Here is a 21,363-nt window from a genome sequence, read left to right on the forward strand (position 1 = left end):
GTCCGTTCGCGATGACCGGAAGGTACAGGTGCACACGGCCGTGGACCGGGCCGCCGCACAGCCGTGGGGTGTACGCGAAAGGCCCCCGGCCGGGACGACGAGACGAATCCGGGGGCCTGAAGCGGCGCGTGCCACGGTGACCCGCCATGCGCAGGGGCCGGAGCCGGGGCTATGAGGCCGCGCAGTCGGACACGTCGGGGAGCCTGTTGTCGGGCGAGCTGATGTAGATGTTGGAGATGTAGCCGCCGTACTGGGGCAGGTAGGCCCACCAGTCATTGGAGTAGGGCGGCACCGAGACGAGCTGGCCCTTCTTCTGGCAGCCGATCAGCACCTCGACGCCGGCGGGCAGCTTGGTCCGTGACCGGGAAGACGTGGTGGCGTCGTCGCGGACGTTCACGGCGGAACTCCAGGTCCCGTACCACTTCCCCGCGGGGGCGACGCCTCCGGGCACCGTGAGCGACCGTGTCAGCCGGCCCAGATCGGTGTAGGCCTTGCCGAAGGAGGTGCTGAGCGGGTGCAGCGTGAGGACGGCCACGATGGAACGGTCACCCGTGCCGACCGTACCGGTGGTGTGCAGGGCCGGACGGGCCAGGTCCACTGCCGCGGCGGCCTTCGCGCCGGAGCCGGCCTCGAAGGTGGAGGCCGCCGTCCGTGCCGCACCCACCGGACCGCAGTCGCCCCTGGCCCCGAAGCCCGACCAGCCCTGCTTCACGGCCCATGGCTTCTCGAAGGAGCCGGCGATGCCGAAGTGCTGGTCGAAGCCGTCCGACCCGCAGCGGGTCGACTGGCGCAGATTGCCCATGACGAAGTCACGCACCGGCGCCGGCGCGGTCTCCAGCACATAGCGGTAGATCTTCACCGTGTCGCGGGCGGACAGGGCCGTGTAGCCCCAGAAACCCTCGGAACCGGCGGGCGGCGGAGCGGTGTCGGTCAGGCCGAGCCGGGAGACCATCCGGTTGACGATCGCCGCCCCGCCGTTGTTCGACCAGTAGTAGCTGGCCGCATCGTCGTTGCTGCTGCGGAGCATGGGCTCCAGCCGGGCCCGGTCGGCGGCCGGGACGGTGTAGTCGGGGCCGCGGTTCCACAGGAAGTCCAGTGCGAGCAGCAGCTTGACGACGGACGCCGAACGGAACTGCATGCTCGCGTTGAGCTGTTCGGTGAAGGTGCCGGTCTGCCGGTCGAAGACCGCCACTCCCGCCGTGACGCCCGCCGGTACCTCAGCGGTGGCGACGGCCGGAGCCGCGGGCTCGGAAGCCGCGATGGATGCCGCGGTCGCGGTCTGGACCAGGCACAGCAGAGCGGCGGCGGCGGCCAGGAGCGCTCTGCCCGCAAGTCCGGCCAGGCCGCGGACGGGTGAGGTGCGGTTGGAAGGTGCCGCGAGGGCGGCGAATGGGCTGCGCAGGGTCATGTTCTTCCCCCGTTACAGGTCGATGGCGCAGCCAGTACGCTATGCGGCCCCCGGCCCGTACGGACCCTGACACTTGTCAGGACGGCACGGACCGAAGGTGCCTCGGCGCGCGTGGTCGCTCAGCGTGTGTACTCCTTCAGGTTGGCGAGGACGCTGTCGACGTGGGCCTGCAGGCGCGGCGGCACGCCCCCCGTCTCGATGACGGTCTTGTCACTGGAGCGGTATCCGGCGGCGATCAGGGCGGGCAGATTCTCGTGCATCCCGCTCTGCTTGAAGCGCTGGTCGAGCCAGCAGGCGAACACACCCATGCTGGCGATGGCGTCCGGAGGGGACTTGTAGTCCTTGTCCCCGTCGCGGTCGGCGTCCACCGCCCACGCCTGGAACACCGAGGGTGTCCACATGGCGATGCCGTACTCGTCGCTGGCGGGCCGGGCTGCGTCGGGGTCGAAGCCGCTCTCGGCCTTGACCATGGCGGCGAGCAAGGCGGGCGTGACCTCGTCCTCCGCGCATCGCTGAGCGGCCTCGGTGATCGTCTTCCGCAGTGGGACCGGCACATCGGAGTCCGCCGGGATGGCACCGGCAGCCGTGACGGCGCGGGAAGGGGAGGACTTCGGCCGCGCGGTCGCGCCGCCGCCCCGGTCGGGGAGTGCGGTCACCGTCGCGGCCGTGGCGGCCAGGGCGAGTGCTGCGCCGAGCAGCACCACATGGCGCCGGCGCAGGCGCCGCGGCCGTGAGCCGGTGTGCAGCGCCCGTACGCGCTGGGCAAGGTCCTGCGCGCCGAGCGCGGACCGGGACGCGTGGTCGGGAGCCAGGCAGGCGGTGATGAGCTCACCCCAGCCCGGTTCCAGCCGGTCGTCGAGGCGCAGGTCGGCGGAGCCGCCGGCGTACGCCTGGGCTGCGAGCGCCCGCGCGCGGGCGGTGGAGCCCGGGAAGGGATGGAGCCCGCCGGTCAGTACCTGGTGGGCGAGGACGCCGAAGGCCCAGATGTCGGCCGTGGGACGGACCGCGCTGCCGCGGGGCCCGGTCCGCGCGGACCACCACTCCGGGGGTACGTGGTCCAGTGAACCGACCGGCGGGATGTACGCGTGCGTGCCTTCGAGTTCCACGGTGAGACCGAAGTCGGCGAGCCACACGGCCTCGTCGGGCCCGAGGAGGGTGTTGGCCGGTTTCAGATCCGCGTGCACCCACCCATGCGTGTGCATATGAGCCAGCCCCGCGGCCACACCGCTGAGGATGTGCCCCGCGCCGGGCACGGGAGTTCCGGGCTCCCCGGCCGCGATGAGATCCTGGAGACTTCGCTCGGCCCGGTCCATCACCAGGGCGATGACACCGTCCAGATCGGGCCGTTCGGCGTCGTGGAGCGTGACAGCGGTACGGGTGCGTACCAGATGGGGGTGATCCGCCTCGCGGCTGAACCTCACCTCCTGGGTGGCCAGTTCGTCCATGGAGGCGCGCTGCCCGGGGGTGAGCAGGTCGGTCCGGAGGAACTTCACGGCCGCCGGAGCCGTGCCGGCCGGACCGTCGGCGGCGTAGACACTGCCCCAGCTGCCGGATCCGATCCGCGTGGTCACCGTCCACTCGGAGATCCGGTACCCGGCGGGAATGTTCAGTGGGGGAGTGGCACTGCGCTGGTCCATCCTCGATGGGCCTTTCGGTTCAACGTCTGACGGGCGGCGGGAGCAGGCTCAGATGTTCTTCGCGGACCAGGTTGAAGCGCAGCGCGAGGGCGATGATCTCCCCCCGCTTGCCACCGCGCGCCGTCGATCCGCCGGCGTCCTCGCGCAGCCGGAGCTTGGCCGAGGCGAGATAGTCGATGTGGTAGTTGACCGCCGAGCGTGTGAGGTCCGCACAGGCGGGAAGCGGCTTCAGCCGCTCCAGTACCTCGCCGACGCCCGGGACGGCCGTGCTCGGCGAGGAGCGCAGCCGTGGTTCGCACAGCGCGAGCAGCACCAGGAAGTACTTGGACGTGGGATCGAGCGAGAACGGCGCGGCGGTCGGCTCGCCCGCCGAGGGCGAGCAGCCGGCGTCCTTGTAGGCGTGCTGCGGCGCGAACACCTTGAACTCGGCGGCGCCTTCGGCCGCGGGAAGGACCACCCGCGACAGCTCGAACGGCACGGGCGCGCCGATCCGCCCCGGCGCCACCCGGATGTGCTCGCCCGCGCCCTCCAGGTTCTCCACGACATACGTGGAGTGCGGGCTGTAGTTGGACAGCCGCCAGTAGTCCTCGGCGGCCGCGACCTCCCCGGCGCAGCGCGATACGCCGGGATCGTCCAGCCGGATGGGGATCAGCGAAGCGGGTGTGCCCCGGCCGAACTCGGCGCGCTGCCCGGGGCTCAGGTGGAGCAGCCGGGGTTTGGTCCGCGGATCGTCCGGGTGCCGACCGGCCGGTTCAGGCAGCTGAACAATCACTGTCGTCACTCTGATCAACACCCGTAATTCAGTGCACAGCTCGGTGCGTGAGAATTGCTGAAACCTGTCGGCACGTGGGCGCGGTACGGGCCGGACTGTCCGCGCTGACGCGTACGGCTCCCCCTGTTGACCGGACGGTTCAGCGGCCGAGTTGATGACAATAGCGACTGGCCCGGACTGGACGCATCATCTCCGTTTATTGTGGCCGGGCATGGTCCATGGGGCCGGTCGCGTTCATGAATGCAGACGGAGCCAGACGGGTGCGTGGTCGGAGCCGGAGGCGTCACGGCGCTCCGCGGGTTCTTCGTCGACCGAGGGCAAGGAGGGCGGGTCTGCCGCGCCGATGAGTCCCGTACCCGCCGATTCCGCTCTGCCGAGGAGATGGTGGCTGATCAGTATGTGGTCGATCAGTTCGGGCCGGCCGGAGTGGACGCGCGAGTAGCGCCGGTCCTCGGGGATCAGCGGTGCCACGTTCCACAGCCGGACGGCATCGCCCCTGTCGGGCCGGTCGAAGCCGGGCGTGCCGATCTCGGATCCCGGCGGACCTTGAAGAATCTGGGTGGTGGCGGCGCTCACCTCGTCATTGAGGTCACCCATCACGACCACGGAACGTTCCTTGCCCCTGCCGTCGAGAAGCGCGTCGGCGAGAGCCCGCAGGGTCGTCGCCTCGGCGGCCCGGCGGAAGAGGGCATAGGCGCCGCATCGTGCTCGCTCGCCTTCGTCGCGTGGCTGAAAACGTCCATTCGGATAGGTGAGCAGTTTCGATTTCAAATGACAGACGGCCGCATCCACCGCCGGACCCCGGCCGGGTTCGATGTGCACCGCGAGCGCGCCGCGGCCCATGCGGGCTATCGAATCGGCGTCGTCGTCACCCTGGACGGGTCGCAGCAGCCGAGGGAAGGCATCCGTGTCCGCGAGAACCGTGAGCGGATGGCGGCTGAGGAACCCCACACGGATACCCCGGCTGTCCGGGTGCTCCGAGAGCACCGTGTGCCAGGTGCCGCCGACCGTGCCGGCCAGATCGGCCAGGGCTCCGGGGTCGCCCACCTCCTGGACGCCCAGCAGATCGGGGGCGAGTGCCGTGACCGTCGCCGCGAGCGAGGCGAGCTTCGCCTCGTAGGACGCCTTGTCCCGCGGGCCGAAGGGGCCGCCCGGCCGGTAGAGGTTCTCGAGATTCCACGTCCCTACGAGCATGGCCGGCTCCGTCCTGCGAGTGGACTGCCTGGACACTGCCTGGACTGCCATCGTGACAGGGGCGCGACGGGGGAGCCAGCTGTCTGCCCGCGCTCATGTCGCGCGAAGACCGCGGCGGAACGTCACAGGGGCGGAACCACTCCCTGGTCGACGGAGACAGGCGCTGCCTCGCTTTCGCGTACCGCTTCGACCAGCGCCTGGTGGAGGCTGCGGCTGGCCTCTTCGGACGGGCACGGCACAGGGCTGCCGGTCATGGTGAACCAGTCAGAGGCGCCGCTGAATTGCACAGAGATCTGGGCCTCGCCCTCCGACCACGTGGTGTGGAGGGTCAAGTCTCCCTTGATCACGCCGACTTCCTCGGTGAGGACGCCTGCGGACCCTGCGTAGATTCCGGTGGTTGTCCACGATGCCCAGGTCATGGCGCATGCCTTACTGATGGTGGAGGAGCGGGATGGCGGGATGGACACGGCTGCCCGCGGGCGCTGCTCGTCGAGGAGCCGTTCTTCGAGTCTGGCACCGGCGGGCCCCGGGCGCGCGGCGATGTGCGGGGGTGCGTGGTGGGGGCCGGGCCTGGGCCCGGGAATCAAGCCCGTCGCTGTACGAGGGGCGGGGCCGGGACGCAGGCCCCGCCCTGGGCCGAGGGTGAGTTCTCCAGCACCGCGAGCCGGATGCCGTCCCGTCCCTCGTTCCGGTACCGCTCCTCGACGACACGGACCAGCTCGCGGCGCAGGTCCGCTGCCGTGCGGGTCACCGGGGCCTCGGTCCGGCTGGTGACACACAGTGCGCAGCGGCTCGACACGGTCAAGAAGAAGATCGACGCGCTCGACGCGCTGATGCCTGCGGGCGTCAGCAGCTGGCACGTCGACCCCGGAGCCAACCGGGTCGTGGTGAACGTTGTCGCCTCCGAGCGCTCTGACATCGATGTCGAAGCGTTCCCGGCGGACGCGCGCCGAACCGGCCGGCGCAGCGTGCCCCCGTCCCGGCACGCGCACTGCCGCGCCGGCATGGGGCCCGCGGCGCCGGAATGAACGGATGCCGTCCTCGGCCGAAATGGCCATGGGCGGGCATGCTATGCCGCACAGGCGACGACACACGACAAGGGAATGACTTCCGACGGGTCGCACGCGTCAACCCGTCGTCGCACTCCACCCCGTCCCTGGTCCGCCGCCCCCCGATGCCACGTCATGGGACGCCGCCCTCAATTCTTCGGAGATGAGTCGGCGACGGTGGGCGCGGACCGCTCTGTTTGACCGGCGCGTACGCGGCAACCCGTTGTCACAACGGCCATCGAGTCAAGAATCGCCGAGTCCAATCGCCGAATCGTGAACCGGGAAGGCAGCCATGTCCACAGTCCTGATCATCGTCGCTCTGGTCGCGGTGTTCGCGGCCGTCGCCGCCGCGGTGTTCTACACCGCGCGGAGCGGGGGAGGCGGCCGGCGCGGACTCAAGCGGCGGTTCGGCCCCGAGTACGACCGCGCTCTCGCCCGCCACAACGGCGACACCCAGGCCGCCGAACGCGAACTGAACGAGCGGGTCGAGCGCTACGGCGCCCTGGAGCACAAGCCCCTGACCCATGACTCCCGGCAGTGGTACGCCGCCGAGTGGGCCGTCGTCCAGGAGCGCTTCGTCGACGCCCCCTCCCAGTCGGTCGCCGAGGCTGACCAACTGCTCGGCCGACTCGCGGTGGAGCGCGGCTTCCCCGAGGCCACCCAGTACGAGGATCAGCTCGCCGCGCTCTCCGTACATCACGCGGAACAGGTCGACGGCTACCGCCGGGTGCGCCGCGTCACCAGCGGCCGGATGAACACCGAGGAACTGCGCGAGGCGATGGTCGAGGCCCGTGCGCTCTTCGAGGCACTGCTCACCGATCGACCCGCGGACAGCCGCAAGCACGAGTCGCGCGCGGCCGGGCACGCCTGGCGCGGACACCTGCTGAAGCCGAAGGGAAGTGGCGTCTGATGACGTACGAAGCGAAGCAGCCCGGGTCCGGGCACCACCCGGAGCGCCAGGAGCGGGCAGCGGGTCCCGGCAGTCCCCCGGTCTCGCAGACCCCGGTCAAACCCGAGAGGTCCGAGCGGACTGAGAGGTCCGAGCGGCCCGCGAGTCATGACAGGACGGAGAGGGCGCACCTGCCAGGGAAGGCCGCGCGGCCCACGCACCACGAGCCGGATGCCCGCAGCACGCCGGAGCAGCTTTTCGCGCAGGCCGAGCGCGAGAAACTGGCGCTGCGCCTGCAGCAGTCGCTCACCGCGTTCGTCGACGGCCCGCGGCATGCGGTCGAGGAGGCGTCCGCGGTGCTGGAGGAGGCCGCCGAGCAGATCACGGCGGCCCTCACCGAACGGCGCCACACCCTCCGCGCCGCCTGGCACACAGAGAGGGAGGGCCGTTCGGCGGAGACGGACACGGAGGAACTGCGGGTCACCCTGCGGGCCTACCGCGAGGTGACGGAACGGCTGCTGCGGCTGTAGGCCGCGGTGGCAGCCGCCCCGCACTCAGGTCGGCTTCTCAGGACCGGACCTCTCCTGATCTGACGACCGGCTCAGGCATGGTCCTTCGGGGCGGCCTGCTGGACCACCTCGAAAGACCACAGCGTAGAACCGGAGGCGGCGGGCTTGGGACGCTCGCCGCCTTCGCCGCTGCCCGGACCGCCCTGCCCGGCGCCGTGGGAGGCCCGCATCGAGCCCTCCATCCACGCCTGGAACGCGGCCTCGTCCCGCCACCGGGTGTACACGAGGTACTGATCGGTACCCTCAGCGGGCCGAAGGAGTTCGAACCACTCGAAGCCGTCGGAGTTCTCCACCGCCCCGGCGCGGGCAGCGAAGCGCTTCTCCAGCACCTCACGCTGCTCCTCGGGGACGGTCAGTACATTGATCTTCACGATGCTCATGGCTCCATCGTGCCTCACCCGCTCTCAGGGGGAGCAGGACTCCCTCGCCACCCTGCCGGGATTGCCGTCGGCACTGCCCCAGGAGGCCGCGGTCTCCTCGAAGTCGTGCCGGTTCCCGGCAGGCCTGAAGCCACCGGTGGCCTGGTGGATGGTGCCGGCCACCCGGATGTCGTCGGCGTTGTGCTCCTGGACGGTGTAGTAGGTGGGGAAGGGCGCGCCGTGCGGGGCGCAATCGCCGTCGCTGTCGGGCCAGTTCTGGACGTTTCCGCCGTCGGCCGGCCTGCCGTTGCCGTCGAAAGCGGCCTCGGGACGGCACGGATCGTTGCTGTTGGCTCGGGCGAAGTCCCACTGGGGCACGGATGCGGCGACGAATCCCCGAGGGTGGCAGGGGCCCTCCGGAAGCGGCTCGTCGGCCGACGCTTCCGGATCCGTCACGACGAGCAGGGCCACGATGGCGGACGCGGCTGAGAGAGAGCAGGTCCGAAGACGGTGATGTCGGTGGGACATTCATTCTCCTCGTGCTCAGGACATGGCGAGAGCCAGGCCGTTCCAGCGACTTTCCGCATCAGAGCAGGGACGACGTACCACCCGAGAAAGGACCGTTTCCGGAACGCCGGGTTTCCGGATTTCGCCCTGGTGCAGGCAAGTTGGCGGGCGTGGCCGTGCCGCGGCGCTCGGATGCGACGCCTACAGTGGTCGCCATGGGCGACTCACGGCCGAACTCGCCGTTCCACTCGGACAACATCAACCCGTCCAACACCGACATGCTGGTCGGCGCGCTGGACGCACAGGCCGCCACCTCGGGCGTGCGCAGGCTACGGGACTGGGCGCACCTCGGTGTGTCGGCCCGGCCCGGCGAACGCGTCGTCGACATCGGGGCCGGCACCGGATCGGTGATCCAGGTACTTGCCGCGGCGGTCATGCCGGACGGTGACGCGATCGGCGTCGAGCCGAACCCCGGTCTGCGGGCGGTCGCCGAGCAGCGCGCGACCGAGGCGGGCAGCACGGTCCGCTTCGTCGACGGCGACGCCCTCGCGCTTCCGTTGTCCGACGGTGATGTCGATGTCATCTGGTGCGAGCGGGTCTTCCAGCATCTCACCGAGCCGGAGAAGGCCGCGGCGGAGATCGCACGCGTCCTTCGCCCCGGTGGCCGGGTCGCGCTTCTGGACACGGACTGGGCGACCACGATCCTCCACCCGGGAGCCTCCGAGGTCGTCGAGGTACTGACCGGGGCCGCGCTGTCGGCCCCCGCCAACCCGCACGCGGGGCGCAAGCTGGCCGGCCAGCTGTCCGCGGCCGGACTGGAGATCGACGACCTCGGCTCGCAGGCGCTCATCCAGGACACCAGGAACGTCGCCTGGCCACTTGTCAGGATGCTCGGCGAATCGGCGGTCCGCCGCGAGCTGATCACCGAACAGCAGAGGGACGCGCTGTACGCCGATCTCGCCGCGGCCGCCGAACAGGGCGCCCTGCACATGTCCGTGACGATGTTCGGCGTCATCGCCCACCGACCCGTCGGCTGACCAGCCCGGCGGGAGGAACCGGAACGCGTATGGACCAGCAGGAGCTTCAGCGGCGGTTCGCGGCACTCACCACGGCCCATGTGGCGGACGCGTGCATCCGCGCCGGGATCCCGGTGCGCTGCGCGCCTGCCTCCGTCCACGCCGTCGTGCCCGGCAGCCGCCTCGCCGGGAGGGTGAATCCGGCCCGGCACGTGGGCAGCGTCGACATCTTCCTGGAGGCCTTCGAAGGGGCCTCGCCCGGTGATGTACTGGTGGTGGACAACCGCGGACGGCTCGACGAGAGCTGCGTGGGCGATCTCGTGGTTCTGGAGGCTCAGGCCGCCGGGCTCGGCGGAATCGTGATCTGGGGCCTGCACCGGGACACCGCCGACGTACGGGCCATCGGGCTGCCCGTCTTCAGCATGGGATCCATCCCCACCGGTCCTCTTCAACTCGACGGCCGTCCGGGCGACGCGCTGGAGGCAGCCACGGTCGGGGACTGGACCGTGCACCGCGACGACCTGGTTCTCGGCGACGACGACGGGGTGCTCTTCGTGCCGACTGCTGACGCCGGCCACCTGCTGACGCTCGCGGAATCGATCCGTGACACCGAGCGCCGCCAGGCCGAACGGATCCGTGAAGGCGTCTCCCTGCGCAGCCAGGTGCAGTTCGACGGCTATCTCGCCGCACGCCGGGCGACGCCCTCACTCACCTTCCGCGACCACCTTCGGGCGGTGGGCGGCGCCATCGAGGAGTGATGGCGCCGCCCACCGGCCACCAGGGGTGGTGAAGGCGTCCGTCTCACGGACCTCGCCCCGTTCGGCGCCCGGCTCACGTACCCGGACCGACCACGCAAACGCCAGCCCGTCCTGCCCAGTACACGTCCTTCCGTGGCATCCCTGCTGGGTGCGGGCAGGGCGCCCTCACGTCGTCCGCGCCCCCAGCCGCTCGACGGCGCCGATCACCCGGTCCCAGAACAGCCCGGCGTCCAGTTCCACCGCGACGCGTGCGTTGACCGGCCGGTCCAGGTAGCGGTGAAGGTCGACCACCGTCGCCCCGCGCGTGAACTGCCCGTGCAGTTCCACGGCCACGCTCGCATCCACGCAGCGCACGATCGCCGGGTCGATGACCCGCGCCACCGCGACGGGGTCGTGCAGCGGCGGAGCCTCGAAGCCCCACAGCCGTTTGTACGCGGAGGCGAAATAGGTCATCAGCTGGGCGCAGATGCCGCCCAGTTCGGTGCCGAGGCCGTCGAGCCGGGCGAGGACGTCGGGGGTGGCCAGCGCCTGGTGGGTGACATTGAGTCCGCACATCGTGACGGGCACCCCGCTGCGGAAGACGATGTCCGCGGCCTCGGGATCGATGAAGATGTTGAACTCGGCCGCCGGGGTCTTGTTGCCGCGTTCCGTGGAGCCGCCCATGAGAACGATCTCGTGGATGCCGGCGGCGGCATCCGGATAGCGGGTCAGCAGCAGCGCAATGTTGGTCAGCGGCGCTGTCGGGACGAGCGTGACCGGTTCGGGGTGCTCGGTCAGGATCCGGTACATGAGGTCGACCGCGTGCCCGGGGACGGTGCCGACCGTGGGGTCGGGGAACCGTGGCCCGTCCATGCCGGAGTCCCCGTGGACGTCGTCCGCCACGCGAAGGGGCTGCACAAGGGGCCGGGCGCAGCCCGCCGCGATCGGAACACCGGTGATGCCGGCGACCGTGCAGACCCGGCGGGCGTTGAAGGTGGTCTTCTCGACCGTCTGATTGCCCGCGACGGTGGTGATCGCAAGCAGGTCGATCGCGGGGTCGCCGGCCGCGAGCATGATGGCGAGGGCGTCGTCGTGCCCGGGATCGCAGTCGATGATGATCGGAACAGGCACGGTGCTCCTCGGAGTCCGGGGACGGCAACGTCCTCAGTGTGCCTGCGGGGCGGCTCGGCTGCCGGGGCTCTCCCGATCCTGGGTAACCCACGGTGCGGGCTCGGGACCGCGAAGCCACGGTCCCGAGCCCCCAAGCGGTGGTCGGCTGAACGATCACCAGCTTGTGCGGCCCGGTGGGGCGGGGGCCTGTCTTCGACTACGGCCCGGGACGCTGGATCCTGTCCGAGGACGAGCGTGCGCCGGCCGGTGACGCCGAGGACTCAGCGCACTGAGGGACCGCTCCAGTCGGACGGCACATGGGCGATGCGTACGCGCTGCGGGTGGTCGCCCACCGCGACGGACGCGACCTTCGCGCCCGTGGCGAAGTCGATCGCGGTGACACGGTCGGCGCCGCTCTCGGAGATGACACAGGCTGTGCCGTCGCCGCTCACGGTCGCCCAGTACGGCTTCGACGCCGGGACCAACGGCCCCTCCTGGAGGGTGGCCCGGTCCACGATCGTCGCGTAGTCGTCCATCGTTCCCGCGATGCACAGCTTGTCACCCGCCGCGTTCACCGACATCCCGTGGTGGCGGGAGTCATTGACCCACGTGGTGCGGTCCTCGCTGGTCGCCGGATTCTTGGGCAGCGTCCTGACCCGGGTGATCTTGTCCGATGCGACGTCGTACTCGAGGAAGCCGTTGAAGAAGGACACCTGGAAGTAGAGCCTGGACTGGTCCGGTGTGAAGGCGACGGGCCGGACCGCGTCCGAGAGGTCCTTGCGGCCGAAGGCGTCGAGGCGCTCGCGCATGTCGATGACCTTGACCACCTTGAAGGTCTGGGCGTCGACGACGGTGATGCGCCGGTCGCCCTTCGTCCAGTCCATCAAGGGATCGTCGAGAGCGGTGTTGACCTCGCCGATCGCCATGTTCCAGAGGTACTTCCCGCCGTCGGTGAAGACGTTCTCGTGCGGCTTGTCCCCGGTCTTGAACGATCCGAGCTGCTTCCCGGTCCGGATGTCGAGCACATGCACGGTGTTGGAGGTCGAGGCCGAGACGGCGACACGGGTGCCGTCCGGCGAGACCGCCATGTGGTCGGAGCGGTAACCGGAGACGGGGAAGCGCCAGTTGATCCTGCCGGTGGTGAGATCGATCGAGACGACATCGGCGAAGCTGGGGCGGGAGACCACCATGGCCGAACCGTCGGGCGTGGAGTACATGTCGTCGACGAACTGGTCGTGTCCCTCACCGGGGCCGTTGCGGATGCCGAGGAAGTAGATCAGCTTGATGGGGTTGAGGTAGATCTCGGTCAGCCGCTGGTCCTTGTCGGGGATGACGTTGATGCGGCCGATCCTGGCGAAGTCGCCGTGGGAGGCGATGACGTCGGCGGTGCCGTCCCAGTTGTTCCCGACGAACATCACCTCCTTGAGGCCGGCGGAGGTGTCGTGCGCCTCGGCCGCCGATATGGATCCTGCGAGGGCCATGACGGCGGCTGCGGCGAGAGCGGTCAGAGTGCGCAGGGACATCGTCGTTCCTTCCGTGGGGGAGCCGGGCCTGTGGTGCGCAAGTGGCCTTGTGGCTGGGCGAGTTCGGCCACGGTGAATCTGAATACGTGTGCTTTCAGATTGGGCTACTGGAAAGTAACGAGAGGTGTCACACGGCACAAGACTCATGACAGGGGAAACTGGCCCGGACCGAGGAGGGGGACGCCGTGGCAGGCAGGCTCAGACAACCGACGGGCCGATACGCGGGCAGATCCGCCCAGGAGCGGCAGGCCGAGCGGCGCCGGCGCTTCCTCGACGCCGGACTCCAGATGTTCGGCGGGAGCCCCGGCTACCGCGCCACGACGGTGTCGGCGCTGAGCGAGGCGGCGGGACTGTCCACCCGTCAGTTCTACGAGGAGTTCCGTGGCCTTGAGGACGTACTCGCCGCTCTGCACCTCCAGGTCAACGACTGGGCCGAAGAGGCTGCTCTGGCCGCGCTCGCCGAGGTCGAAGGACAGCCGGTCGTGGAACGCGCGACGGCAGCCTTCCGCGCCTACGCCGCCAACGTCACCGGCGACCCACGTCGTATCCGCATCACGTTCGTCGAGATCATCGGAGTCAGTCCGCGACTGGAGGAACAGCGGCTGGCACGGCGCTCCCGCTGGGTGGAGCTGATCTGCGCCGAGGCGGCAGCGGCGGTCGAGCGCGGCGAGGCGGAGCGCCGCGACTACCGCGTTGCCGCGGCGGCCTTCATCGGAAGCGTGAACGGGCTGCTGCACGACTGGCGGGCAGGCTGGGTGGACGCGACACTCGATCAGGTCGTCGACGAACTCGTGCGGTTGCTGCTGGGCATCCTGCGTCCGCCCCAACGCCCGGTCAGGTAGCGGAGCGAGCGCGTCAGCCGGTGCGCACCGCCGTCACCGAGAAGCGCTCCACCTCGGCGATGTGCCCGCCGGTCGAGGCGATCACGGTCAGCACCGGGTCCTTGGCGCCCGAGTAGGGCACGGTGACGGTCCAGGGCTGGTCCTCGCCGCCCGCCGGGGTGCAGCAGGAGCTGCCCAGCGGCGCCGCGGACGACGGCTGACGCACCTGCACATGGATGCCCTCGTCCACCCCGGTGATCCGTCCGCCGGTCACCAGCGGAGAGCGGGCGAACGATCCGTATCCGGGAGCCGTCAGGGAGAACGTCGAGTCGTCGGTGCCCACGACCTCCCACGGGGCGTCCGGGGCCGTGCCGAAGCGCACGAGGTGGATGACCGCCGCGGTGCCCGTGGTCTCGGGCGTGCTCAGCCCGACGCCGATGCGGGCGTCCCTGCCGTTGACGCTGCGCGAGGAGACCCGGTCGACCTCCTTGAAGCCCAGATAGCCCTTGGTGAAGGACAGCGCGGTCTGGGCCGGGTCGAGATGCCACGGCTGATGGCCGCCGGAGCGGTAGTCGCGCTGCCAGGCCTGGGCCTGGGCGAGCGTGGTGAAGGGCCAGATCGGCTGGAGGCGCGCCGAGCCGAGGGGCGGCGCGCTGCCACCGGGCGCGTGCGTGGTCGGCGTCGAAGTCACCGGCGGGGTGGTCGCCGCAGATACCGAGGCCGTGGGAGAGGTGGTCGGGGTGGCCGACCGCGATGGTGTGGACGTCCCGGATTCGGGGGACCTCAACGGCGAGGCTTTCGAGGACGCGCCGGAACTGCCGCAGGCGGTCAGCGCCAGACCGCCGGCGGCCGCTGCGGCGAGGAGTCGGAAGGAGAGCCGGATGTTCATCAATGCCCCAGGGAACATGTACCGACCGTCGATACTGTTTGTGCGTCTATGGTGCCACCGGCCCGGTTCGCGGCACAGGGCGCACGGGGGTGGCTGTCCCCCTTTTGGCCGAGCGCCCGGCCGGCGTGCTCAGCGCACCCGCAGCAGGTGGGGGGCGTACTCCCCGACCGACTCGAAGATCCGGCTCTTGGAGGGGTTGACCATGGCGTGTCCGGCCACGGTGACGGTGGGCACGGTCTCGTTCCCGTCGGCGACGGAACGGACGAACGCCGCGGCCTCACGGTCCTTCCAGATGTTGACCTTGGTGTGAGGCAGCCGCGTGAGGAACAGGCTCAGGCGCAGCTTCATGCAGTACGGGCACAGGGGACGCCAGTAGAGCACGACGCCGTCGTCGGTTCCGGTCATGAATTCCCCTGCCTCTCCGTCCGCCGACAGGTACGGCACGGTCCGCGTTTCGGCTGTCCGCATCCGCCCCCAGCCACTCCCCGGCACTAAGGGGGCGACGCACCGCTCGCCCGCCCCCTCAGACGAAGTTGACCCCGGCGCGGCCCAGCAGAGGATCCTCGACCATCTGCCACAGCGGCACGGCATAGTTGCCGATGCCGTATCGCCCGCCGAAGTGGAGGCCGAGTACACGGTGGTCGCCGAGGTCGAAGACCGGCGAGCCGCTGTTGCCGCCCAGCGTGGAGCAGTCGTGCTTCATCACGGCCTTCTCCGGCACCAGCTCCGTCGAGGTGCCCGGCAGCAGCCGCTTGACGTTGTAGATGTCCATGAAGATCCTGCGCATCGACTCCGGCTCGTTGCGGCGGCCGTCCCACGCCGGATAGCCGACGCAGTACACCGGACGGCCGGGCAGGTCGGGGGGAGCGTCGGCGGCGACGGCGAGCGGGGTCGGCAGCACTCCTGAACCCGCGGTGGGGGAGACGCGCAGCAGAGCCATGTCGACGTCCGCGTGGATACCGAGCACTTCGGCCACCTCGTACGCCGGGCTGCTGTCCTGCGGGAGCGCGCCGTACTCCTCCACCATGTCGACGCTGGCGCCCATGCCCTGCTGGAAGGTCCAGCCGCTGCCGTCACCGCGTGCGAACTCCACCGCAACATGACGATTCGTCATAACGGTGTCGGGGCCGACGAGGAAGGCGGTGCCGACCCAGTCCAGACTCGTGTGGCCGCTCACCTCGACCCGGCCGACCCGGGCGATCGACTCGCGTATCGCGGCCCGGTGGCCGTCCAGGACCGCCCAGTCGCCCACCTGCGGTGCGAAGTCGTGGTTCTGGACGAGGATGGCGGGTCTGCCTTCCAGCAGCACGATCGCCTCCATCCCGAAGGACTCCTCGTCGCTGATCTCGTCGTCCCGCCCCTCGGCCAGCTTCTCCAGACCGGTGGCGCCCGCCGACAGCACCCGGTCCCGTTCCTGCTGGGCGTACTGGGAGATCTGCCCGGCCGGCATCTCGTCCGCGGGGAGTTCCTCGGCCGATTCGGGCATCTCCCGAAAGAGCCCCTCCCTGACGCGCTGGGCGACCTCGCGCAGATCGGAGAAGACCTGGGTGGGATCGGTGGCCACCGGTGACGTGCTACGGCTGCGCATATCGCTCTCCTCACTCGTGTTGTGCCGCCACGATCTCCGCATGGATGCCGGGGCTGTTCGCCTCCAGATGCCGCATGACGGTGCTCATCTGGGTGCCGACGTTGACGAAGGCCGTGGTGTTGCCCTGGAAGGCCACGTTCTCCACGCGCCGCGTCCCCCGGTGAAGCGCCACCACCTTCCAGTCGTCGGTGAAGACGGGTGACCCGGAGGATCCGCCGCGGGTGTCGGTGAAGTAGCGGACGTCGCGCTCGTCGGCTTCGTAGACGAGGTTGTTGCGCAGCGCGACCCGCTTCGGCTGTCCGCCGGGGTGCTGGATGATGTTGACGGCCACGTAGTCGCCGCTGTTGACGGCAAGTGCGGTGGGGGACAGCTTCAGTACGGGCCGGGACGGTCCGTCGGCCAGCCGGAGAATCGCGTAGTCGAGCTCCGCGTCCGCGGCGACGAGTTCGCTGACGGTGGCCTCCTCGTTCTCCACCTCGTCGGTGTCGTAGTCGAAGCGGGCACGGGTGTGCCGGGCCTGCAGGAGCAGATCGTCGGCCGCGGCCAGGGCCCGGCCGCCTCCCGTGCCCGAACGGGCGTTGACGACATGGTGGTTGGTGACGAGCAGGGACGGCGCGATCAGCCATCCCGTGCCCGCGTGCGGGAAGCCGTTCGGCTGGAGCGGTGCGCCGCCGTCGTACGGGGAGACCTTGAGGCGTGCGACCGACGTTCCCGCCAGCACCCCGCCGCCCAGAAACCCGAACGGGACCGTGTCGTCGCGGTGGACGATCTCTTCCTTGATCTCCGGGGCGGGCACCCCGGCCAGGACGTCCGGCTCGCCGCCCGCCGTGCGCGCCACATCGTCCAGGGCACGCTGGAAGACGGCGAGCGCCGCGGCCTCCGTGGTCTGGGCGACGGCGTTGCGCAGCCACTGCTCCAGCGGGACCGAGCCGTCCACGAGCCGCTCGACACGGTTCATCTCGTTCAGGTCCGAATGCACCTGCCGCCCGGGTGCCGGAAGCAGCGGCAGAGTCCCGCGGTACCTGGGCATGATCCCGTCGAACAGCAGTGGCCTGACCATGGGGTCGGCGAGTCCGGTCTCCAGTGCGGCGTCCCGGACCCGGAGGACCTCCTCGGGCGAGAGATAGGCGCTCATGGCCGACCAGGCCGTACACGGCCGGTTCCCTCGTCCTCGGGATTGCCCTGTGCCGCTCTCTTGCGTCCGGCCTTCCGCCGCGCCGAGCGGTCCGGGCAGGTCTTGCGGTGACCCGCGCCCACGCCCATGGCGGCGGCCACCCCGGCAGCGATCTCGCCGCTCTTGTCCCGTACGGCCAGCAGCCGTCGTGCCAGAGCATCGAGCGTTCCCCGGTCACGGGCGAGGCGAAGAATCCCCGTGGTGCTGGAGGGACCCGCTCCCGACTGCGGCTTGGAGGGTCCTGCGGCGTCGCCCAGGATGTCCATCAGGGTTCCGAGCAGCTGCGGCTGGCCGGTGACCGCACGGCGTATGGCCTCCCCGATCGCCTCCAGCGCCTCGTCGTCCGCGGGCAGGCCCACGACCTCGACGGCGTGCTGCAGCGCATCGGGGTCCTGCGAGTAGATCTGCGACGCGACGGCCCGTACGAGCGCGGGCTGGTCGGCGAGGACCGCGTCGGGCATGAGGCGCAGCCGCTCGGCGAGTTCGCTGTCGGCCTCGAGGTCGGGCGCCTCGGAGCGGGAGGTGAGCCGGGCGCGGGCCAGCAGGGCGCCCATGGCTTCGAGATCCTGCCCGAGGGCGACCGCGATGTCCTCGGCCAGGCGCAGGTCATGATCGGCGCTCTGCACGTCGTCGGCGTCCTCGGCGAGACGGGCGGACAGGAGGAGCAGCTCCAGCTGCTGTTCGGCGCATCCCGAGACCGCGGCCGCGGAGGCGGCCTCCGTAACCGCCTTCCTGGCCTCCTCCGGCCGGCCGAGCCGGTTCAGCGTCTCGGCGTTCAACGAATGCAGCGGGCTGCACGGCGTCCACGGCCGGCGCTCGCCGAGCCGGACGAATGCCGCCTCGGTGAAGCCCTGGGCGAGCAGATCCTCGACCTCTCGCGCGGCGATCCGCTCCCAGTCCTTCTGGTCGGCGCCCGCGAGGACACGGTCGGGTGCCTCGCCGCCGAGTTTCGCCGTGAGGAAGCCGGCGGCCCGCGGGCTCATGTCCTGCTGCGCACCGACCAGGAAGCGCTCGACGCCGGGCACCCACCGCTCCTCCACGGACCGCGGATTCTCGTTCAGGCGCAGCCGGTGGTAGATCTCCTCGGCACGCGCCTCAAGGCCTTCCCGCTGCGCGTAGTACTCGACCGCGCGCCGCTCGACGGTGCGCATCACGTCGGTGTGGTCACCGCCCGGCAGGCGCAGCATGATCGCGCGGACGTCGCTGCGGTGCCGTACGGTCTCGGGACCGGTCTGTTCGACCAGGTCGAGGCGCGAGAGCTCGGCGAACAGATGGCGTGCGTCCTGAAGGGTCTCCACGCGCAGCCCGCACGGCTCGGCGAGGACGTCCTCGATGATCCCGGGGGTGATGACCCTGAGCACCAGTCCCGGATGGGCGAGGCGGCGTACGTCCAGGTCGGCGATGTGGTTGAGGATGCGGTCGTACAGGATGCCCTGGACGAGCATCTGCTCGACGCGGCGGAAGACCTGCTCGCGCCGGTCGGGCAGGCTGCGGATCAGCTCACCCATTCCATCGCCCTCGCTTCCGGGGATGGTGGCGGCCTGGGCGGCGAGTTTCAGGCTGAGCGGATGGCCGCCGACCCGCTCGGCCAGCGTCCGCGCCACCTCCGGGTCGTCGACGCCACAGGACTCCAGAAGACTGATGGCGGCCTCCGTGTCGAGTTCACGCAGCTCGATTTCCCGCGGGGCCATGACCCGCGCCGGATGTTCGTCGATCGGAGCCCGCCCGGAGACGATGACCCGAAAACGCGGATAGACCTTCTGGAGCGCCACGCAGATCGCCCACATCCGGCTCATGATGGGCGATCCCCGGTACTGCGCCTCCTCGTAGGAGTCGATGACCAGGACGAACGGCGGGTCTTCCCGGCCCTCCACCGCGACCGCGCGGACGAGGACGTCGGCGACGCGTGCGACGAGTCCGGTCTCGCGCTCGGTGGCGAGTATCTGGAACTCCTGCGAGGAGCTGCGCCCGAGGACCGACCGGGTGGTGGCGAGTTCGTGCAGCTGGGTCACCCGGCTCTCGCCCTCCCGCTGGCTGCGGGCCGCCTGCTGGCACTCGTCCTCCAGCGCGTCGAACTCCTCGCGGTGGGCGGGGTACTGGATGCCGAGCTGCCGGGCCGATTCGGCGATGAGGGTGACCGGTTCGTGGATCGAGAGCGTGGGCCGCTCGAAGTCGATGTACGCGAAGGGGAAAGCGGGGCAGTGGTCCTGCAGGCTGTCGAGGAGGAACTTGGCGATCAGTGTGCTCTTGCCCATGCCGCCCGGGCCGTGGATGACGATCGGGGGCACCATGGCGAGATGGGCGTCGGCGGCGGGAGCGGCCGTCGGCCGGTCGGGACCCTCCGCCGTGGACCGGGCGGACATGCCGATGTAGTCCTGCAGTTCGCCGAGTTCGCGTCCGCGCCCATGGAACTGCCCTTGGACGAGGCGTTCAAGGGGTTGCAGCAGTCTGGCCCGCTCCAGGGTGTGCTGGAGTTCGGTGACGTCCGGCAGTGCGGTCATGCCCGGCACGTGCGAGAGCCACAGCACCGCCTGGAGGATGTCGGCCAGCTGGTAGGGGGACCGGCTGTCCGGCTGCGGAGCGCTGCCGGACAGATAGGCCAGGGCGATCAGCTCCGGCCCGGGCTCGTCCCTGAACTGTGCGATGTTGCACTCCAGCGCACGCCGGGCGGCCTCGGGGCCGGAAAGCCGGCGCAGTGTCTCGTCCCGTACATCGGACTTGAGACTCCAGACGGCCTTCTCGTTCATGCCCAGCGTCGTGCAGTCGTCGAGGAGTTCGAGCACCGCGTTGCCCGTGGCGCTGTCCTCGCCGGGCAGCCGGAGCAGCATGGGGTCGAAGTGGGTGAGCAGGCAGGCGGCTTCGCGGTAGGCCGTGCGCGAGTCCGAGACGGGGGTGACGTCCTCGCCGGAGCTGAGCTCCTGACGCAGCCGGGCGGCAAAGATCTTCTGGGCCTCAGAGGGTCCGGTAGACACGGATCGCCCCCTCCGCGGCCGTACAGAGCTTGCGCATATAGCTCTCGCCGCTGTTCAGGTCCGCTTCCGCCGCCCGCAGTACCTCTTCGACGGCCACGTCCACCAGCCCGGCGATCGTGGACTCGCACGGCTCGGCGTCACCGAGGAACCCGGGCGGGGACTCGTGGAAGTACTGGTCGAAGAACTTGCGGAGATCGTCGCGTTCGGCGATCCGGGCCGTGTCCCGGCAGAGGCTTCCCCTCAGGTCGTAGGGGAGTTGGCGCATCGAGGGCCCGTAGCCGAGCAGCACCAGCCGCGGTGCCTGGTCACCGCTCACCGCGGCGCGTTCATAGATGGCGAGGGCGAGCTGGCCGATGAAGTCCCAGACATCGGAGCTGGGTTCGAGCTTGTCGCACTCGTCGAGGACCAGCCAGAACCGGTCCTCGGCGGCGGTCGCCCTGCCGACCACCCAGTGCACGGCGTCGTCGATGGACGGCAGCAGGTCGTTGAGCTCCGTGGGGTTGAGCGGGGCGACTCCGGTCCTGGGGTCGGCGACGAATTCCGCGAACCTGCGAATGACCTTGTCCGCGGTGGAGGTGGGGGACAGCGTGACCCGGGCAGGCCGGAAGCCGTGGTGCTGGCCGATGTGGCGGATGAGGTTGAACGTGTACGACCTGCCGCTGTCCGGATCGCCGTCGACCAGGAGAACTGACTTCTCGGGGTCGCCGACGAACTGGCGGAGCGTTTCCCGCAGTTTCTGCCGGTCGATGAAGACCTCGGTGCCGTTCTTCAGGACGCAGGTGCGGAAATTGTCCTCGGAGGCGTGGATGCGGCGGTCCTCGCGGAGCCGTTCCTGGAATTCAAGGGCCTTCGAGACTTCCGGAAGGACGGAAAGCCGGTCGAGTGCGGTGACCACGTCGATGAGTCTGAGCTGACGCCCGATATCTTTGCGTGAAGCTTGTACCAATTCGCGGGCGTTTTCCGCGCTCACCGCGGTGAGCCGCAGAGCGGCGACGAATTCCGCGGGGAATCCGTACTGAACGAGCTCGGAGTGCGGGTCGGTGGTGTCGAGAAGGTACTCCCGTACCCACATGGTGACGAGATCCCATTCCGTCTCGGCCAACGGCATGCCACACCTACCCAGCAGGCCCTGGGGAGCAAATACCACAT

22 protein-coding genes are annotated in these 21,363 nt (G+C 70.2%); 6 read left to right on the top strand and 16 right to left on the bottom strand.

The window, feature by feature from the left end:
* Nucleotides 1–169: 169 nt before the first annotated feature.
* The 6 genes from OG293_RS34005 to OG293_RS34030 all read right to left on the bottom strand — a co-directional run bounded on the left by OG293_RS34005 (nt 170) and on the right by OG293_RS34030 (nt 5,762).
* A complete protein-coding gene (locus OG293_RS34005) occupies nt 170–1,408 on the bottom strand; it encodes a hypothetical protein (protein ID WP_406002574.1) in 1,239 nt (412 codons plus the stop codon).
* Nucleotides 1,409–1,527: 119 nt separating this feature from the next.
* The gene (locus OG293_RS34010) at nt 1,528–3,045 is read right to left on the bottom strand and encodes a protein kinase domain-containing protein (protein ID WP_406002575.1); all 1,518 of its coding nucleotides are present in this window, start codon (nt 3,043–3,045) and stop codon (nt 1,528–1,530) included.
* Between the two features lie 19 nt (nt 3,046–3,064).
* Nucleotides 3,065–3,826 (bottom strand): serine/threonine protein kinase, encoded by a 762-nt coding sequence (locus tag OG293_RS34015; RefSeq protein ID WP_406002576.1) that lies wholly within the window; start codon nt 3,824–3,826, stop codon nt 3,065–3,067.
* A gap of 225 nt (nt 3,827–4,051) precedes the next feature.
* Nucleotides 4,052–5,011, bottom strand: a complete 960-nt coding sequence (locus OG293_RS34020) for an endonuclease/exonuclease/phosphatase family protein (RefSeq protein WP_406002577.1) — start codon at nt 5,009–5,011, stop codon at nt 4,052–4,054.
* A gap of 122 nt (nt 5,012–5,133) precedes the next feature.
* Complete coding sequence (locus OG293_RS34025; RefSeq protein WP_406002578.1) at nt 5,134–5,430, bottom strand: hypothetical protein; 297 nt, start codon at nt 5,428–5,430, stop codon at nt 5,134–5,136.
* A 164-nt stretch (nt 5,431–5,594) separates the two neighbouring features.
* A complete protein-coding gene (locus OG293_RS34030; RefSeq protein WP_406002579.1) occupies nt 5,595–5,762 on the bottom strand; it encodes a hypothetical protein in 168 nt (55 codons plus the stop codon).
* A 19-nt stretch (nt 5,763–5,781) separates the two neighbouring features.
* Here OG293_RS34030 and OG293_RS34035 point away from each other — a divergent pair, with 19 nt between their 5' ends.
* The 3 genes from OG293_RS34035 (at nt 5,782) to OG293_RS34045 (ending at nt 7,479) form a co-directional block, all read left to right on the top strand.
* Entirely contained in the window at nt 5,782–6,039 is a 258-nt protein-coding gene (locus OG293_RS34035) for an alpha-lytic protease prodomain-containing protein (RefSeq protein WP_406002580.1), read from the top strand.
* Nucleotides 6,040–6,352: 313 nt separating this feature from the next.
* Entirely contained in the window at nt 6,353–6,970 is a 618-nt protein-coding gene (locus tag OG293_RS34040) for a hypothetical protein (protein WP_406002581.1), read from the top strand.
* Complete coding sequence (locus OG293_RS34045; RefSeq protein WP_406002582.1) at nt 6,970–7,479, top strand: hypothetical protein; 510 nt, start codon at nt 6,970–6,972, stop codon at nt 7,477–7,479. The genes OG293_RS34040 and OG293_RS34045 overlap by 1 nt, the downstream gene beginning before the upstream one ends.
* A 71-nt stretch (nt 7,480–7,550) precedes the next feature.
* On the opposite strand, the gene OG293_RS34050 is transcribed toward OG293_RS34045, so the two are convergent.
* Nucleotides 7,551–7,898 carry an antibiotic biosynthesis monooxygenase family protein gene (locus OG293_RS34050; protein ID WP_406002583.1) on the bottom strand — a complete coding sequence of 116 codons (348 nt, stop codon included), beginning with the start codon at nt 7,896–7,898 and terminating at the stop codon, nt 7,551–7,553.
* A gap of 24 nt (nt 7,899–7,922) precedes the next feature.
* Entirely contained in the window at nt 7,923–8,405 is a 483-nt protein-coding gene (locus OG293_RS34055; RefSeq protein WP_406002584.1) for a hypothetical protein, read from the bottom strand.
* 194 nt (nt 8,406–8,599) lie between these two features.
* Here OG293_RS34055 and OG293_RS34060 point away from each other — a divergent pair, with 194 nt between their 5' ends.
* Nucleotides 8,600–9,421: a methyltransferase domain-containing protein gene (locus tag OG293_RS34060; protein ID WP_406002585.1), complete on the top strand. Its 822-nt coding sequence runs from the start codon at nt 8,600–8,602 to the stop codon at nt 9,419–9,421.
* A gap of 29 nt (nt 9,422–9,450) precedes the next feature.
* Complete coding sequence (locus OG293_RS34065; protein ID WP_406002586.1) at nt 9,451–10,158, top strand: RraA family protein; 708 nt, start codon at nt 9,451–9,453, stop codon at nt 10,156–10,158.
* A 165-nt stretch (nt 10,159–10,323) separates the two neighbouring features.
* On the opposite strand, the gene OG293_RS34070 is transcribed toward OG293_RS34065, so the two are convergent.
* Both OG293_RS34070 and OG293_RS34075 read right to left on the bottom strand, forming a co-directional pair.
* Nucleotides 10,324–11,268, bottom strand: a complete 945-nt coding sequence (locus OG293_RS34070; RefSeq protein WP_406002587.1) for a nucleoside hydrolase — start codon at nt 11,266–11,268, stop codon at nt 10,324–10,326.
* Nucleotides 11,269–11,528: 260 nt separating this feature from the next.
* Entirely contained in the window at nt 11,529–12,770 is a 1,242-nt protein-coding gene (locus tag OG293_RS34075; protein WP_406002588.1) for a YncE family protein, read from the bottom strand.
* Between the two features lie 185 nt (nt 12,771–12,955).
* On the opposite strand from OG293_RS34075, the gene OG293_RS34080 reads away from it, so the two are divergent.
* Complete coding sequence (locus OG293_RS34080) at nt 12,956–13,612, top strand: TetR/AcrR family transcriptional regulator (protein WP_406002589.1); 657 nt, start codon at nt 12,956–12,958, stop codon at nt 13,610–13,612.
* A gap of 13 nt (nt 13,613–13,625) precedes the next feature.
* Here OG293_RS34080 and OG293_RS34085 read toward each other — a convergent pair whose 3' ends face one another.
* The 6 genes from OG293_RS34085 to OG293_RS34110 form a co-directional block, all read right to left on the bottom strand.
* The gene (locus OG293_RS34085; protein ID WP_406002590.1) at nt 13,626–14,282 is read right to left on the bottom strand and encodes a hypothetical protein; all 657 of its coding nucleotides are present in this window, start codon (nt 14,280–14,282) and stop codon (nt 13,626–13,628) included.
* 327 nt (nt 14,283–14,609) lie between these two features.
* The gene (locus tag OG293_RS34090; protein ID WP_406002591.1) at nt 14,610–14,885 is read right to left on the bottom strand and encodes a glutaredoxin domain-containing protein; all 276 of its coding nucleotides are present in this window, start codon (nt 14,883–14,885) and stop codon (nt 14,610–14,612) included.
* Between the two features lie 118 nt (nt 14,886–15,003).
* On the bottom strand, nt 15,004–16,068 hold the full coding sequence (locus tag OG293_RS34095; protein ID WP_406002592.1) for a trypsin-like serine peptidase: 1,065 nt from the start codon (nt 16,066–16,068) through the stop codon (nt 15,004–15,006).
* Nucleotides 16,069–16,078: 10 nt separating this feature from the next.
* Nucleotides 16,079–17,203 carry a trypsin-like peptidase domain-containing protein gene (locus OG293_RS34100; protein ID WP_406002593.1) on the bottom strand — a complete coding sequence of 375 codons (1,125 nt, stop codon included), beginning with the start codon at nt 17,201–17,203 and terminating at the stop codon, nt 16,079–16,081.
* Nucleotides 17,200–20,214 carry an AAA family ATPase gene (locus OG293_RS34105; protein ID WP_406002594.1) on the bottom strand — a complete coding sequence of 1,005 codons (3,015 nt, stop codon included), beginning with the start codon at nt 20,212–20,214 and terminating at the stop codon, nt 17,200–17,202. The genes OG293_RS34100 and OG293_RS34105 overlap by 4 nt, the downstream gene beginning before the upstream one ends.
* Nucleotides 20,195–21,322 (bottom strand): hypothetical protein, encoded by a 1,128-nt coding sequence (locus tag OG293_RS34110; protein ID WP_406002595.1) that lies wholly within the window; start codon nt 21,320–21,322, stop codon nt 20,195–20,197. Before OG293_RS34110 ends, OG293_RS34105 begins: the two co-directional genes overlap by 20 nt.
* Nucleotides 21,323–21,363: the final 41 nt, after the last annotated feature.

It is taken from the genome of Streptomyces sp. NBC_00829 (assembly GCF_045161795.1).
In the GTDB taxonomy this organism is placed as follows: domain Bacteria; phylum Actinomycetota; class Actinomycetes; order Streptomycetales; family Streptomycetaceae; genus Streptomyces.